We start from the raw sequence: 15,179 nt of genomic DNA on the forward strand, positions 1-15,179 counted from the left end.
ATGCTAAGAAGAGCGTAATTTTACGATTAGCATTACAATGCCACAATATACACAAGATAAGGCTGAGCCTAACATTACACCAATTTTGGCGCTAGACAAATACATCTGATTTTCAAAAGATAGTATTCCAATGAACAGGCTCATTGTAAAGCCTATGCCACACATTATAGATACAACATAGTAATGCAGCATTGAAACCTTCTGCTGTAGCTTCACTACTCCACACTTCACCAAGAGAAATATAGTGCCAAAAATACCAATCTGTTTTCCAAAAAATAATCCAAATATTATACCAAGAGTAATTGAGTTAAATATACTATTGAATGAAAGGTCTGACAATAAAATGCCGCTATTTGCAAATGCAAACATAGGTAAAATAATATAAGAAACAAACGGTGTGAGTGCATGTTCTAAAGATCTAAGTGGTGAATAATTTTCATCAATATAAAGCGGGATGGAAAATCCAAGGATGACACCAGCGATTGTTGCATGTATGCCAGACATATAGCAGCAGTACCACATAATGAGTCCAACAAGCAAGTAAACTGGAATATACGCTACTTTATAGCGATTTAAAAGCAATAGAACCAGCACGCAAACTGCTACACAAGCTAGATAATACCAGACTATCGTCTCTGTATAAAAGAAAGCAATCATCACTATTGCAATCAGATCATCTATTATTGCAAGGGCTGTCAGAAAAATCTTGAGCTGAGCTGGAAGAGATTTTCCAAAGAGTAGCAGTACACCAAGCGCAAAAGCTATATCAGTAGCGGCGGGGATAGCCCAACCCCTTACTTTCACGTGGTCATTATAGTTAAAGGTCAAATATATTAAAATAGGAACCAGCACGCCCCCAATAGCAGCAACGACAGGAAGTAACCTTTGCTCAGGATTTGCAAGATGACCGGCAATTAACTCTCGTTTTATCTCAGTACCAACAACTAAAAAGAATATTGCCATTAAGAAGTCATTTATCCAATACTCTAATGATAATTTAAAAGCATGGTTGCCAAAAGAAAGAGTAAAGTGTTCGTGCAAAATCGCATTATAAATGTCAAAATAATGAGAATTCGCAATTAGAAGTGCAAATATAGCCGAGCCAAATAATAATACACCTTTTTCGACTGCTCTATGTAGAATGAGTCCAAAATTTGCCAATCTAGCTACTACCATATGCTCAAGTGTGATATGAATTATTAGATATTAATTAAATAGCTGACCTATCACATTTCTTATCACAATCTTCGGTATTCAAAACCAAGTCAGCAAAAGTAAAAGTCAAATATTAAGATGGTGGGTCTGGGAGGAGTTGAACCTCCGACCTCACGCTTATCAGGCGTGCGCTCTAACCACCTGAGCTACAAACCCATCTAAAATTTATCTCCAATTGACGCTCTAACATCTTCTACTATACGCCAAGATTCTTCTTAGCAACTTTCTAATAAAAAATCAACTATATATACTTCATGACATCATTCTATTTATCTTACTGTAACAGATTAATGAATTATTTCTCTAAAGTTTGAAGTGATAAGTAAAAAGTACTTAAAGATATTTTAATGCAATTATACACTCTCATACTTTGCAAAATTGGCGTCGTCAGGTTCCTATAGCGTTATGTATTGATTATACAAATTCTCCTTTGACTCTTCCCACCTCTTTTTGCAGTCTAACTTCATATGTGCAAAAGTTAAATACCAACTCTTCATTTCTTATAGGCAGACAAAACTAGTCATACTTCAAAAATCATCACGCAAGCACCTTTATTAACAGTATAATGTGCGAAAATTGAGTCAGGAGCAACATTTCTAAAGTTTTTGAAATATAAAATTCAACGCTTTTTGCAAGTGGATATGTTGTAAGCAACTACTAAAGTTGTAAAATGGCATATGTCAAGGCAGTATAAAAATATCATGTAAGGTAGAATTGAAAAATCTAGCCTACTGAACAAAAAATCTTATTTCTCAAGTTTAGCTTATGATACATTAGCTCTCTATTGCTAGCTTAATATAAAAAATCTATAATATGTATTATCTTTTTACTATAGTGATAGATGAGTAGATTCAGGATATATGAAGGCATTCAAAGGAAATGATTCCATAAGAATAGATCTATATTACTCATGGTAGGATTTAAATTGACAAAGTGGACTCTTAAATTTAAAATCTTCTCCGTCATTCCTTGGTAGAAGGGAGGATTTTAAGTGCAATTATCAATCAGTTTTATCTTGAGGTGCTGTGTCTAAGCGTCATAATAGAAAGTTCGGAATTAGCCGTAGGCTAGGGGCAAGTCTCTGGGGTTCTGTAAAAGACCCTGTAAACAACAATAAAAATTATCCGCCAGGTGTTCACGGCTCCATGGGATATAGAAAGCTCAGCGATTACGGAGAGCAGCTTAAAGCGAAGCAAAAGCTCAGGAAGTATTATGGAGATATTACTGAGAGCCAGTTCCGTGGCATATATGCAGAAGCGGTTAGAAGAAAGGGAGATACTGGGCAGAATTTAGTAGGTCTCCTTGAGTCTAGGCTTGATGCATTTATTTATAGAATGGGAGTTGTTCCTACTATATTTGCTGCGCGCCAGTTTGTGAACCATAAGCATGTCATGGTAAACGGAAAAGTGGTGAACATAGCCAGCTACAGACTTAAAGTAGGAGATGTTGTTGAAGTTAGAGAATGCTCAAAAAATCTTCTAATAATTCAATCTGCTTTGCAAAGCGTTGGATCTGTTCCTGATTATATAGAGTTTGATCAAAGTAAACTATCTGGAAGATATGTAAGGATACCTGTGCTTGAGGAAATTCCATATGCATTGCAGATGGAGCCACATCTTGTCATTGAATTTTACTCAAGATAATAGCTGATTTTACTTGCACGCCAAGAGTATGTAAATACTGCATATATATTGATGTATTATGTATACATGTGCATCACATTCTGCCTAGCTTTTTTGAAATCTCACTTCGTATATACTTAATAAATGCTAAATCGTCATCTATCATGGGTAGATATTTAAGTAGCATGGACCTTACTAAGTCGCCTGCGTCATAACTTTCGAAGCGGAGGATTGATATTAGCTGCAAGCGATTATGGCGCCCCGAGAATCCAGCAGAAAAAGTGGTAAAATTGCCAAAAATCTTAAGGATTTTATGGTATATTTGCGAAGAAATTAATGAAGTAATACTTGAAAATCAGGCCAAAAAGTTTTGCGCAAGAGGCTTTGTCGGCAGTACCTAAGTAGTATTTGCTAGGTACAGGACAAATGAGATCTCAGGAAGTGAGCGCAGAGCTGCTGTCAAGCTCATTTTTGTACATTTAACTTTGCACAAAAATTGATTTGCTTACGCAAATCAATTTTTGACGGATGGGCTACATAATGAGCAATCTTTAATGCGCTAATTTTGCAATATAGCGAGTATATATAATGAATTCCATACTAAACACCGTCACTTTTCTCTGCATTGGAAGCTTTTTAGTCAGTGATAACTTATAATGTAGCATCCAATATCCAATCAAAACAACAAATATGACATCTAACCAAGTAGTAACTAGATTTGCTCCATCTCCTACGGGTTTCCTTCATGTCGGGGGAGCACGTACTGCACTTTTTAACTGGCTTTTTAGCAAGTCTGTTGGTGGTAGATTTTTGCTTCGTATTGAGGATACTGATAAAGAAAGATCTACAAAGCAGGCTATTGATGCGATTTTGAGTGGAATGGAATGGCTTGGTCTATTTTGGGATGGAGAGTATGTAATGCAGTCTACCCGCATAGAGCGTCACAGAGAAGTGGTTGAGATGATGCTTAGTATGGGGAAAGCTTACCGTTGCTATATGAGTCCACAAGAAATAGAAGATGCAAAAATACGTAATCCATCCATTAGGTTTCGTAGTGTATGGCGAGATAAAGATAGTAATGTTTCTAGTGGTAAATATACCATAAGACTAAAAGCACCGCTAAATGGCTCAACTGAAATGGAAGATGCTGTGCACGGAAGAGTTTCTGTGCCTAACGACAGCTTAGATGATGTGGTTCTACTTAGGTCAGATGGGACTCCAACATACATGCTTGCTGTAGTTGTTGATGACTATGATTCTGGCGTAAATCATATTATTCGTGGAGATGATCATTTTACAAACACGTTTCGTCAGCTCCAGATATATGATACACTAGGCTGGCAAAGACCATCTTACGCACATATACCGCTAATACACGGTAGCGATGGTACTAAACTCTCAAAGCGGCATGGAGCTCTTGGAATAGATGTATACAGAGAAATGGGTTATCTACCAGAAGCTATGTGCAATTATTTGTTAAGGCTTGGTTGGAGCAAAGGAAATATAGAATTAATTACCAAAGAAGATGTGTCAGAAATCTTTCAGCTCTCTGACATTACTCAGTCTCCAGCTAGGTTTGATTTAGAAAAATTAAATTACGTTAATGCACATTATATCAAGCATAAAGATGATTTTGAGCTTCTAGGTTTACTCAAAGAAAGGTTGGAAAAAATCGGTATGTTACTTGAAAACAGTTCTGTAAGTGATAAGATTTTATCCGGAATGCAACTAATCAAGACAAGAGCAAATACCTTGAAGCAATTAACAGACCTTGCATGTTTATATATTGAGAAAAAAAGTCCTACTGATCCAAGATCGCAAGAGTTGATCGATGCATATAGGGGATCTGAGCTTATACAGAAGCTTATTGCTGAATACACAGAGTGTAAACAGTGGGATGCTGGGAATTTGAAGTCAATTGGTGTGAATGTTGCGGTGATTTTATCCATAAAACCAGCACTAGTTATGCAAGTTTTGAGAGCATTTATTATTGCCACTTTTGAGTCGCCAGGAATTTATGAATTTATGGAAGTTCTCGGAAAAGAGGAGGTATTGCGTAGAATTAATGAGTTAAAGTGATGCCTCAGATTATAGATAACACAATTGCATTAATATCAAAATTGCCTGGGCTTGGCCCGAGGTCTGCTAGAAGATTATTCATTTACCTACTACAAAACCCAGAAAAGATGATGCGTCTTTCAGAACTCTTTGCTAGTTCCTCTCAAGACATTAAAAGATGCGTAGAATGTAATAATTTTGATGATGTTTCGCCTTGTGGAATTTGCAGTGATATGGAGAGAGATGCTGAAGTGCTATGTGTTGTAGAGAGTATATCGGAACTTTGGGCGATAGAACGCAGCAAGCTGTATAACGGTCATTATCATGTACTTGGCGGTAATTTATCAATAATTGATAATCGTACTCCAGAAACTCTCAACATGTTTGCAATTAAAAATAAAGTTGTGGAGAAAGAGATCAAAGAAGTCATACTCGCCACAAACTCAACACTAGAGGGGCAAACAACTGCTCATTACATAGCAGAAATGCTAACTGGGCTCAATATAAAAATCACAAAACTGGCTCATGGAATTCCAATAGGCGCAGAATTAGAATATATGGATGATGGTACGCTAAATGTTGCATTTCAACTTAGGCAAAATTTTTAATTTCACAAAGTCGCCTGCGGCAACTATAAAGGATATAGAATTTATCTTGATTGCAAGCAATTATGGTGCGCATAAATCCAGCAGGAAAAGTGGTAAAATTGCCGAAAATCTTATGGATTTTGTTAAGTAATAATTTTTGCGTAGAAGTTAAATGCACAAAAATTAGCTTTTAGATCTGCCCTGCGCTAATTTTTGGATATATTAATTGGCTCTATGCTAAATGCTACTTTCACAAAATCCGTAAGTTTTTTGCGCTTATTCTAACATTTTCTTACGGACTTAAAACACTATTTTCCAACTCTAAACACTATTTGATACAGCTTCTGAGACTTTTAGTGTGCGTATAAATTATCTGGTAAAGCATCGTGGTATAGAGCGGTAAACAAGAGGTGTCTTAGAATATAAATGTTTTACAGCCTCTTCTATTACTTTGCTGTTCACTGTAATATTCAGAGTTGCTAATACTTTAGGTGTTGCTGCCCATATATATGCACTAAGCCCCTCTATTATACTTTGCACTTGATCAATGTCTGCAGATGCGCCGACAACTTCGTGTGGCATGTCACATCCTTGTTCATTAAAAACTGTGTCTATAATACAGTTTTGATACTTTACATGTGGTTGATTAGAGATAAAGATAATGCTTTGTATTTCATCGTGCAGCTTTAGCCATGAAACTAACTCCAGCGCTGTTGTTTGGGTAGTAGGTCTAGGTAGATCTTGTCTTGGTGTGTCTATAACATGAAGTGTTAAACCTTTGTCATGCAAATCAGATTGATTATATAAATCCTGCATTAAGTGTGTCTCTGTTACTTCGCGCCAACTACTGAGTGCGAATTTATCAGCTATTTCTGCTAATTCTTCCTCAGTGCCATCAACACTTGTATTTACATAGCGTTCTCCTGTAAGTAATATTACAGAACTAGCCTTCAAGCCAGACTCCAGAAGCGAGTTGGCATATTCAATTCTACTTAACATAGTTGGGCCAGTTGCTCCTAGAATGCACAGAGCCTCAGCTTTTTTCATGACTGGGACGATAGCATTAATAAAACCTAGAATTTTGAGATTTTGAATATTATGCGTTTTATTTTCTGTCATCCATTCAGCAGATTGCATCTCCCAGCGTTCTTTTGTTCCTACTCTCATTGATAGATTACTTTGAGTTCCTTTAACCATTGTTAGAATATCTAAAGCTAGCTGATCTTTGGTACTTCTCGGTGGAAATGCAGCAAGCAATGATTGGTCACTTGGAATTATCGATGATTGTTGTAGAAGATCTTGCATTGCACTTTTTTGTTCAGTGCTGTCAAATCCGTAGTAAGATAATGCATCATTTAGTGAGTATCGCATCTCTCGGTCACTGTAATACATAATAATCACCAATAAAATCACAATAATTGATAGCAGTATACAAATCTTTTTATAGCGACGCTTAACGATATTTAATATATTTAACAAAAACACAAGTTGCACACCTAATAAGATTATAAATTTGTTTGCATTTATTCAACTATAAATTGCGCCGTGTTAAACATTGGAGCATGCTTACCTAAGATCGTCATACTGTTCAAAATTAATGCTTTTAGAATGTGCCTTATGTATTTTACACTTGTGTACCATTCTTCTTAGCTCTTTTTGAAGTCTAATTTCGTATCTAGTCTGTCCGTCAAAAATCAATTTGCTGCGCGAATAAATTTTTGCCGAAAGTTCAATGTACAAAATTAGCTTGTAGGTGTGGCCCTATGCTAATTTTTGGATATATTCATTGGTCCCATGCCGCGCGCAAACACTATTTTCACAAAATCCGTAAGGTTTTTGCATTTATTATGACATTTCCTTACGGATTTAAAGCGCTATTTTGACGCTCGGGGCACTATTTCATGCGCACTTTTGAGACTTTTGGCGCGCGTACTATATAATATTTTACTCAGAAAATTAAATACTAACTATTACTGGAAGTATAAATGCAAATAGTGATTTTTAAAACAAAATCAGAGATGTCAATTACAGCGCAAAATCAAATATTGAGGGTTTATCCCATTGATTGTGTAAATTTTTTAGAGCCATTAAAATCTCCCATCAAATTTGATTATAAAATGAGCCATAGCTTCATTCCAGTTAGAGATAGGCATGGTCCATTTTTTGGTAATATAATCAATCGTTAGGTATAAAACCTTGAATACCGAATCATCATTTGGGAAAACACGCTTATTTCTTGTAACTTTTCTCAACTGACTATTCAGCGATTCTATAGCATTTGTAGTGTAAATTATCTTACGGATACTCTCTGGATATTGCAGAAATATTACAAGATTCTCCCAATTATTATACCAGGATTTTGCTATATGTGGATATCGTTTACTCCATTTCTTATCAAAAGATTCTAGGGCAAGATGCGCTTCATCTTCAGTAGCAGAGCTATAAATAAGCTTTAAATCTGATGCCAATAATTTTCTGTCTTTATATGATACATACTTCAGGCTATTTCTAATTTGATGTACTATACAAAGCTGATGCTCAGTTTTGGGATAACTTGCGCATATAGCTTCAGACATACCAGTCAGGTTATCACTACAGGCAATTAATATATCTTTTAATCCTCGATTCTTCAATTCAGTAAAATTACTAAGCCAGAATTTAGATCCTTCATTCTCACTTATCCATAATCCTAAAATATCTTTCCGGCCCTGTAAATCTATACCCAGCGCAACATATACTGATTTATTAATTATCTGTTTATCTTGCCTTACCTTAACTATTAAACAATCAAAATATACTATAGGATATAATGGTTCAAGAGGTCTACTCTGCCAAATTCTAACCTCATCAATTACATCATCTGTAACCCTACTAATTAAACTCTCACTAACTTCTGCTCCATATAATTCTTGTAATTGGATCTTGATATCAGACAAACTCATCCCCTTGGCATACAGAGATATTATCTTTTGATCTAAACCATCTATTCTTGTTTGATTCTTGGAGACAATTACAGGTGCAAATTTACCTTCTCTATCTCGCGGAATATTTAACTCGATACTGCCATTCTCAGTAATCAAATTCTTATTATAATGACCATTCCTGCAATTCTCAGTTTCAGACCTATCATATTTGTTATAACCTAAGTGTTCAGACATTTCTGCCTGCAAGGCTCTCTCCAAAATACTCTTCGTTAATTCCTTAATCAATCCATCCTGCTTCAGTACTGTCTTTAAATCCGCTCCTCCTTCTATCAGTAAATCTATCGCTTCATTTATTTTCTTATTCTTTTCTGTCTTCATTCTAATTACCTATATTCTTTATTAATTCCAAATATAGGCTCTACTATAATTTACACAATCTTTGATAAAGACTCAATATTGAATCTGAAGTGCATTACATCGCCGTCTCGTATAATATATTCTCTTCCTTCAAGGCGCATTTTCCCTGCTTCTTTTGCCCCAATTTCGCCACTATGTTTTATGTAGTCATCATAAGATATTGTTTCTGCGCATATAAAGCCTCTAGTAAAATCTGTGTGGATTACTCCAGCTGCGTCTGGCGCTGTGGTATTTTCTTTGACATTCCACGCGTGCGCTTCTTTAGGTCCTATTGTAAAGAAAGTGATTAAATCGAGTGCTTTGTAACTGCTCTTTATTAATTTGCTCAAAGCACTCTCTGTAAGTCCAATACTACTAAGGAATTCTTCCTTTTCAGCTTGATTCTGAAGAAGAGCTATCTCAGCTTCAATTTGAGCTGATATAAGGATAATTTCTGCACCTAGCGGACCAATCTTATCTGATACGCTTTGTGTATAGATATTACCACTATTGACATCTTTCTCTGGGACGTTACATGCATATAAAATTGGCTTGGAAGTAAGTAATTGTAGGATATTGACATCATTTTTTGATATTCCTTCTTTTTTCAATATCTCTCTTGCTGGTTTTCCATCATTGAGTAGCTTAATAATCTCTTCTATTAACTGAAGTTGAGTTGCTGCACCTTTATCTTGCTTTGCTTTTTTTTCTAGGTTAAGTCGCCTTTTTTGAAGACTTTCTAAGTCTGCCAGCATTAGCTCTGTTTCTATTATTTCAGCATCTCTTAGAGGGTCTACGTTTCCCGCGACATGGATAATGTCATCGTTATCGAAGCATCGTAAAACATATATTATGGCGTCGACTTCTCTAATATGCCCTAAGAACTGATTTCCAAGTCCCTCTCCTTTACTTGCACCTTTAACAAGACCTGCGATATCAACAAAATCTATTTGAGTATGTATGATTTCCTTAGAGCCAGCAATTTCCGCTAGTGCCATTAGCCTATCATCTGGGACAGCAACTCGTCCGATATTTGGTTCAATAGTGCAAAAAGGGTAATTTGCAGCTTCTGCTGCCATAGTGCTGGTCAGTGCGTTGAAAAGAGTTGATTTTCCAACATTGGGAAGGCCAACAATGCCACATTTTAAACTCATATCTAATTGCTATATATATATTTAATAAAAACGTGCTATTTCTTATTCATTCATATAGTTTTCGTAGTTAAGTGAACAAGTCACTTAACTGTGACTTTAGTAGGAATTCTATATGATATATTAATTGGTGAATAAAACCGCATTTGTAGTAATGTATGTGATGCTTTTCAAAATTTGCGTCTTCAAAACGCGTTTTATGTGTTTTGTATACAGCTCTGTTAATCAAGTCATTGTATAGGATTTTAGCTTAAGTATTACATTATTACTTCGTTAATTTTTTTCAAATATGTAAAAGTATTCGATATAGAAAGTAAACTTGTACTCTAAAAAAATCATACTCAAAACCCCTTGCGCAAAACACTTATATCAGTAGTGTTACACATGCAACTAAATTCTTCCTAACTCTTTTTGAATTCTAATACCAACTCCCACAAATAATAGAACACTTTAACTTCGCCTTTTTAGGAAATTTAAGCGCATTCCTTTTCGCTGTACTTTTAGTGCCGCTAAATTCAAATCTCATCTTAAATTTTCTAAAAATACGCAGCAAATATATGCTATTATTTATGAGATTTTGTATAATTTCGTATGTACACAAGCTAAATACCAGCTCTGCATTTACCTACGGTATATATGCATAGCAAATTCTATTACTATTTATTCCTTTCCTTTGAAAACTAAAGGTTTATATGCTGTAGCATAGGTATAACAGATGTTACAGCACGCATTTTACTAAATTTTTATAGGCGATTTACAGCAAATCTAATCAAAGCTTGCTCCTCTTGCTATGAAATCATAACTGCGCATGGTTTCTATTCCAAGGACTTCACTTGTGGCTTTTAATACTGATACAACACGTCCAATATCTCGGATTGTTGTCATTGCAATTCCATCGTCTGTCAACTTTTTTTTATGTATGTTGACGCAGTATTGGCATCCATTTAGGATAGATGCTGCCAAGCAATATATCTCAAAATCGCTTTTTGTAACTTCTATATTGAATATGCTATCCATGTAAAGTTCTAATGGCATATTGATTAGCTCTGGATCACATGTGTAATGAGCAAATCTATAATACGTGTTGTTCATAGACATCATCACTGCTGCGATTTTGCAGGCTTTTGCATCTACTTCTTCAAGATGAAGCTTTGCTTCAGCGCGGATTGCATTTAGCAACTGCTCGTTTCCTAGCAAGTAGCCAACAGTTAGTGCAACACCATAAAGTTGCGGATTTGCTAAAGATGTATTTCCGTTCACAAAGATTGAAAGAAGATTTTGCTTTATGTTCAACGCATACTCTGGTAGTTTCTTTGCTACGCTAGATACAGACATAATTAATATTCCCTAAAAAGTGTATTGATCTCTTGTATTTAAGTAATTTTATCAAAAAGACGCTAAAAATTTTTATATGCATGTAAAGGCATGTGGTGTAGTTCAGAATATGTATCACCTAATTTTAATATAAAAAATCAAAAGTGGACATAATTTTGAATTGCACATAGCTCAACCTGGCTAAATAAAGCATTGCAAAAATTAACTAACTACAACCTTCTTGAGTCAAAAGTGCTTAGTTTGCATGCGATATCCTTTAATTACACGGCATATAGGTTAATACTAATAGTAGTCTGACATCTTTTATAGTTCTTTAATTGGTTATGCAACATTATTTTTGCACTTGGCAAAATATATTATAAGCGTCTTTGCTCATAAAGATTTTTCTAAAAATTCTTGTAAAGCAAAAATTGCAAAAATAAAGAGAAAAATGTATATTGCTATTTGTAAGCCTAATTTGCAACATGTAATCTTAATAATAAATCCAGCAAGTGCAGTCATGCAGAAACTTAGTAAAATAAAACAACTTCTTACTTCTGACATTTCTCCTCCTGTCATCTCAGCTCAAGAGGTACATGGCGAACTTGTTGTTCTTGTGGATACAGAAGATTTGCTTACATTAATGCAATTTTTAAGGGATGACAAGAACTGCAGATTCTCAGCGCTTATGGATATATGCGCCGTAGATTACCCAAGTCGTACTGAGAGATTTGAAGTAGTGTACCACATGTTAAGTGTTGAGCATAATCTTAGAGTAAGAGTGAAATTGTGTGCCGGCATAGAAGACATAGTTCCTAGTTTAACTGATTTATTTGGGTCAGCTGGATGGTATGAAAGAGAGGTTTGGGATTTGTATGGAGTTTATTTCAAAGGCAACACAGACTTGAGAAGAATATTGACAGATTACGGCTTTGTAGGGCATCCTATGCGGAAAGATTTTCCCTTAACTGGATACACTGAAGTTAGATATGATCTTATCCAGGAAAAGGTGGTCTATGAGCCTGTTAAACTAAGTCAAGAATTTAGGAACTTTGATTTCTCAAGTCCTTGGTATGGACCAAATTATATATTACCTGGAGATGAAAAAGCATCAAAATAGCATAGTACGTTTACAAATATTTCTATCAAATTTTTTTGATAGGATGTCAAAAAGACGCTTGCTGATACCTAAAATTTACGATAATTTCATAAATTCTTCTAAAATAGCGCGCCTGATGCGCCTAGATAAGCCTGTGGCTTGTGTGTTGCTTATCCTTCCAGTTTTGTGGGTGATTGCCTTCAATCTGAAAGATGTATTTAAACTTATATACTTCTTCTTGCTGTTTTCAGTCGGTGCTCTTGTTATGAGGAGTGCTGGTTGTATCATCAATGATATAGCAGATCGCAAATTTGATCATAGTGTAGAAAGAACAAAAAATAGACCACTTACATCTGGGGAAGTCAGTTTAGGTATGTCTTTATGCGTTCTTGCAATACTTCTTTTGTTAGGTATGATCATATTGATGCAATTGCCGGATGCTGCTATTTATATCGGTTTTGCTGCAGTGCTGCCAATTATCGTATATCCATTTATGAAGCGCTTCACACACTTTGCACAGTTTTTTCTTGGATTTACTTTTAATATTGGTGTAGTAATTGCTTGGATTGCTGCAACAGGATATTTTTCAATTCATGGCTTGTTGTTATATGTAGCATCTGCAATGTGGACTGCTGGATATGATACGATTTATGCACATCAGGACAGGACTGATGATGTTTTGCTGGGGCTCAAGTCAACTGCTATAAAATTTGGAGATAATACACCGCTATTTGTTTGGCGTATATATCAGGTGGCAATTACTGCTATATGTATCGTTGGTCTTGCGCTACATATGAATATTATTTTTTATGCTTTTATGGGTATTGCTGCTTACCATTTATATTGGCAAACTGAAACTTTAGATATTCATGATGCTAAGAGTTGTGGTATTAAGTTCAAATCAAATATTGAATTTGGTGTGATAGTTTTACTTGGAATTTTGCTCGGTCACATATAAGTATATTTCAAATGAGAATTATACAATACTGAGTTGTGAGATAATAGATTTCTTCTTTAAACTCAAGCTTCAAGTGATGCAAGTGCAAGAAGCACAACTTGCATCACATGAAGGCTCAATGATACGACAAAGCAATTTGCTGCCAGAACAAACGTTTTTTAGAAGAAGTCTAATGAGGCGCTTGGCCGGTAGTTAGATGTGCTGTGTGAGGACTAGTTTATATAAATTATCTAGGCACTGCGGGTAGAGCCTTAGTTTGTCCGTCAAAAATCGATTTGCTGCGCAAATAAATTTTTGTGGAAAGTTAAATGTACAAAAATTAGCTTTTAGCCCTGGCTCTGCCATAATTTTTGGATATATTAATTTGTCCTGTACCTAGCAAACACTACCTAACAAAATCCATAAGGTTTTTGGCAATTTTGCTACTTTTTCTGCTGGGCTTTCGGTGCGCCATAATTACTTGCAGGCCAAGATAAATACTGCGCTCCTTAGAGTTATGACGCAAGCGACTATCTATAGTGTTTTTCGCATATTATAAGATCATTGTATTTTTACGCAAATTAGGAGGTTAATAACTTGAATAAGATCAATAAAAGTGTATTGAAGGACGTTATGCAAAATACTACTAATTTCTATGAATGGCGCACGTTTCGTGCTGTTTTAATGTGTATAACTCTTTCTTTTACTTTAATCAGCGCTGGTTGTGCACTTTTTATTCCAGTTGCTGCTGTTACGGCTGGTGCTGTCATGATGGATCAGAGATCTATAGGAGCTGTTGTTGATGATAATGTGATATTTACAAAGATTAAGGGAGAGTTTGGTAGGTTTGCTGTAAAGGATGTATTCACTAAAGTAGCCGTTAATGTTAAAGAAGGACGTGTTATGCTTACAGGCGCAGTAAAAGAGGAGTACTACAAGCATGAAGCAGTCAGAATTGTTTGGGGCGTTATGGGTGTCAAAGAAGTCATAGATGAAATTATTGTCTCAAGTGAGGTAATTAATAGTGCAAATGATACTTGGATCGCTAATCAGGTTAGAAGTAAGTTTTTATTCAGAAAAAATATGGATTCTGTAAACTATACAACTGCTGTAAATAATTCTGTTGTGTTCCTCTTTGGAATAGCTCAAGATCAGGCAGAATTAGATTTAGCAATAGAAATTGCTAGTTCTGTGAAAGGTGTTAGAAAGGTAATTAATCATGTTTTGTTATCTAATGATCAAAGACGAAGAGTTCCTTAAATATATCGGTTAAGCACTTGTAAATAGCACTAGCACGTTTGTTTTATAAGATGAACGTTATGAATTTTTTTGTATGTTTAGTGCCTGCTGCGTATTTTGGCAAAATTAGAATACTTCGTAAGTATATCCGCTAAAAATTGCTTTGCTACGCAAATAAATTTTTGCAGAAAATTAAATGTACAAAAATTAGCCTAAAGCCAAAGGTCCCAGCACTAATTTTCAGATATTATTTGTCCTGTACCTAGCAAATACTATTTAACAAAATACATAAGATTTTGGATAAATTTGCCATTTTCTACTGGACTTTTGGTGCACCATAATTGCTTGCATGTCAATATCAATCCTCTAGTTTCTTGTAAGTTATGACGCAAAAACTCATAAATTCTAAGGAGGTAAGAGCATTATTTTAGTATTATATGTTCCAATCCTTATTCGAGATTCTCCTTTGATATTTCAAATGTAGCTTATTCATCTAAGATAATATACAAAGACGTAATAATTCCATCGTTCTTTCGGGCGCATATGAGGATTTTTAGGTATTTTGTGATTTGCAAACTCTATTTATCATGTCTATAATCATTCTAGAAGGTGTTGCACAGTTTGTGTTTTTAACTTG

At 35.3% G+C, this 15,179-nt stretch carries 11 protein-coding genes and 1 tRNA gene; 6 read left to right on the forward strand and 6 right to left on the reverse strand.

Features of this window, described 5'->3' with window-relative positions; translation table 11 throughout:
• Positions 1–3 precede the first annotated feature (3 nt).
• Positions 4–1,176 carry a Na+/H+ antiporter NhaA gene (gene nhaA / locus AACL20_RS00340; protein WP_339052198.1) on the reverse strand — a complete coding sequence of 391 codons (1,173 nt, stop codon included), beginning with the start codon at positions 1,174–1,176 and terminating at the stop codon, positions 4–6.
• A 118-nt stretch (positions 1,177–1,294) separates the two neighbouring features.
• A tRNA-Ile gene (locus AACL20_RS00345) sits at positions 1,295–1,371 on the reverse strand.
• Positions 1,372–2,240: 869 nt separating this feature from the next.
• Here AACL20_RS00345 and rpsD point away from each other — a divergent pair.
• From rpsD to recR, 3 genes are all read left to right on the forward strand, one after another.
• Positions 2,241–2,858 (forward strand): 30S ribosomal protein S4, encoded by a 618-nt coding sequence (gene rpsD, locus AACL20_RS00350; RefSeq protein WP_339052199.1) that lies wholly within the window; start codon positions 2,241–2,243, stop codon positions 2,856–2,858.
• A gap of 669 nt (positions 2,859–3,527) precedes the next feature.
• Entirely contained in the window at positions 3,528–4,916 is a 1,389-nt protein-coding gene (gene gltX / locus AACL20_RS00355; RefSeq protein WP_339052200.1) for a glutamate--tRNA ligase, read from the forward strand.
• Positions 4,916–5,503 (forward strand): recombination mediator RecR, encoded by a 588-nt coding sequence (gene recR / locus AACL20_RS00360; RefSeq protein ID WP_339040187.1) that lies wholly within the window; start codon positions 4,916–4,918, stop codon positions 5,501–5,503. Before gltX ends, recR begins: the two co-directional genes overlap by 1 nt.
• Positions 5,504–5,851: 348 nt before the next feature.
• Here recR and AACL20_RS00365 read toward each other — a convergent pair whose 3' ends face one another.
• The 4 genes from AACL20_RS00365 to AACL20_RS00380 form a co-directional block, all read right to left on the reverse strand.
• Positions 5,852–6,787, reverse strand: coding sequence for a hypothetical protein (locus tag AACL20_RS00365; protein ID WP_339052201.1), 936 nt, complete (start codon positions 6,785–6,787; stop codon positions 5,852–5,854).
• Between the two features lie 782 nt (positions 6,788–7,569).
• Positions 7,570–8,784 carry an IS256 family transposase gene (locus tag AACL20_RS00370; protein WP_339051785.1) on the reverse strand — a complete coding sequence of 405 codons (1,215 nt, stop codon included), beginning with the start codon at positions 8,782–8,784 and terminating at the stop codon, positions 7,570–7,572.
• 50 nt (positions 8,785–8,834) lie between these two features.
• Complete coding sequence (ychF, locus tag AACL20_RS00375) at positions 8,835–9,956, reverse strand: redox-regulated ATPase YchF (RefSeq protein WP_339052202.1); 1,122 nt, start codon at positions 9,954–9,956, stop codon at positions 8,835–8,837.
• A 762-nt stretch (positions 9,957–10,718) separates the two neighbouring features.
• Positions 10,719–11,288, reverse strand: coding sequence for a carboxymuconolactone decarboxylase family protein (locus AACL20_RS00380; protein WP_339041277.1), 570 nt, complete (start codon positions 11,286–11,288; stop codon positions 10,719–10,721).
• Positions 11,289–11,787: 499 nt separating this feature from the next.
• Between AACL20_RS00380 and AACL20_RS00385 the strand changes: the two genes are divergently transcribed.
• From AACL20_RS00385 to AACL20_RS00395, 3 genes are all read left to right on the forward strand, one after another.
• Positions 11,788–12,387 (forward strand): NADH-quinone oxidoreductase subunit C, encoded by a 600-nt coding sequence (locus AACL20_RS00385; protein ID WP_339052203.1) that lies wholly within the window; start codon positions 11,788–11,790, stop codon positions 12,385–12,387.
• Positions 12,388–12,430: 43 nt separating this feature from the next.
• A complete protein-coding gene (gene ubiA / locus AACL20_RS00390) occupies positions 12,431–13,324 on the forward strand; it encodes a 4-hydroxybenzoate octaprenyltransferase (RefSeq protein WP_339052204.1) in 894 nt (297 codons plus the stop codon).
• A gap of 612 nt (positions 13,325–13,936) precedes the next feature.
• The gene (locus tag AACL20_RS00395; RefSeq protein ID WP_339052205.1) at positions 13,937–14,563 is read left to right on the forward strand and encodes a BON domain-containing protein; all 627 of its coding nucleotides are present in this window, start codon (positions 13,937–13,939) and stop codon (positions 14,561–14,563) included.
• Positions 14,564–15,179: the final 616 nt, after the last annotated feature.

This window comes from Candidatus Lariskella endosymbiont of Epinotia ramella (assembly GCF_964019805.1).
Lineage (GTDB): Bacteria > Pseudomonadota > Alphaproteobacteria > Rickettsiales > Midichloriaceae > Lariskella.

Bases quoted from the DNA above. Each gene is read 5' to 3' on its own strand.
- AACL20_RS00380 (WP_339041277.1), bottom strand. From the start codon at position 11,288: ATGTCTGTATCTAGCGTAGCAAAGAAACTACCAGAGTATGCGTTGAAC.
- ubiA (WP_339052204.1), top strand. From the start codon at position 12,431: ATGTCAAAAAGACGCTTGCTGATACCTAAAATTTACGATAATTTCATA.
- gltX (WP_339052200.1), top strand. From the start codon at position 3,528: ATGACATCTAACCAAGTAGTAACTAGATTTGCTCCATCTCCTACGGGT.
- AACL20_RS00385 (WP_339052203.1), top strand. From the start codon at position 11,788: ATGCAGAAACTTAGTAAAATAAAACAACTTCTTACTTCTGACATTTCT.
- AACL20_RS00395 (WP_339052205.1), top strand. From the start codon at position 13,937: ATGCAAAATACTACTAATTTCTATGAATGGCGCACGTTTCGTGCTGTT.
- ychF (WP_339052202.1), bottom strand. From the start codon at position 9,956: ATGAGTTTAAAATGTGGCATTGTTGGCCTTCCCAATGTTGGAAAATCA.
- AACL20_RS00365 (WP_339052201.1), bottom strand. From the start codon at position 6,787: ATGCAAGATCTTCTACAACAATCATCGATAATTCCAAGTGACCAATCA.
- AACL20_RS00370 (WP_339051785.1), bottom strand. From the start codon at position 8,784: ATGAAGACAGAAAAGAATAAGAAAATAAATGAAGCGATAGATTTACTG.
- nhaA (WP_339052198.1), bottom strand. From the start codon at position 1,176: ATGGTAGTAGCTAGATTGGCAAATTTTGGACTCATTCTACATAGAGCA.
- recR (WP_339040187.1), top strand. From the start codon at position 4,916: ATGCCTCAGATTATAGATAACACAATTGCATTAATATCAAAATTGCCT.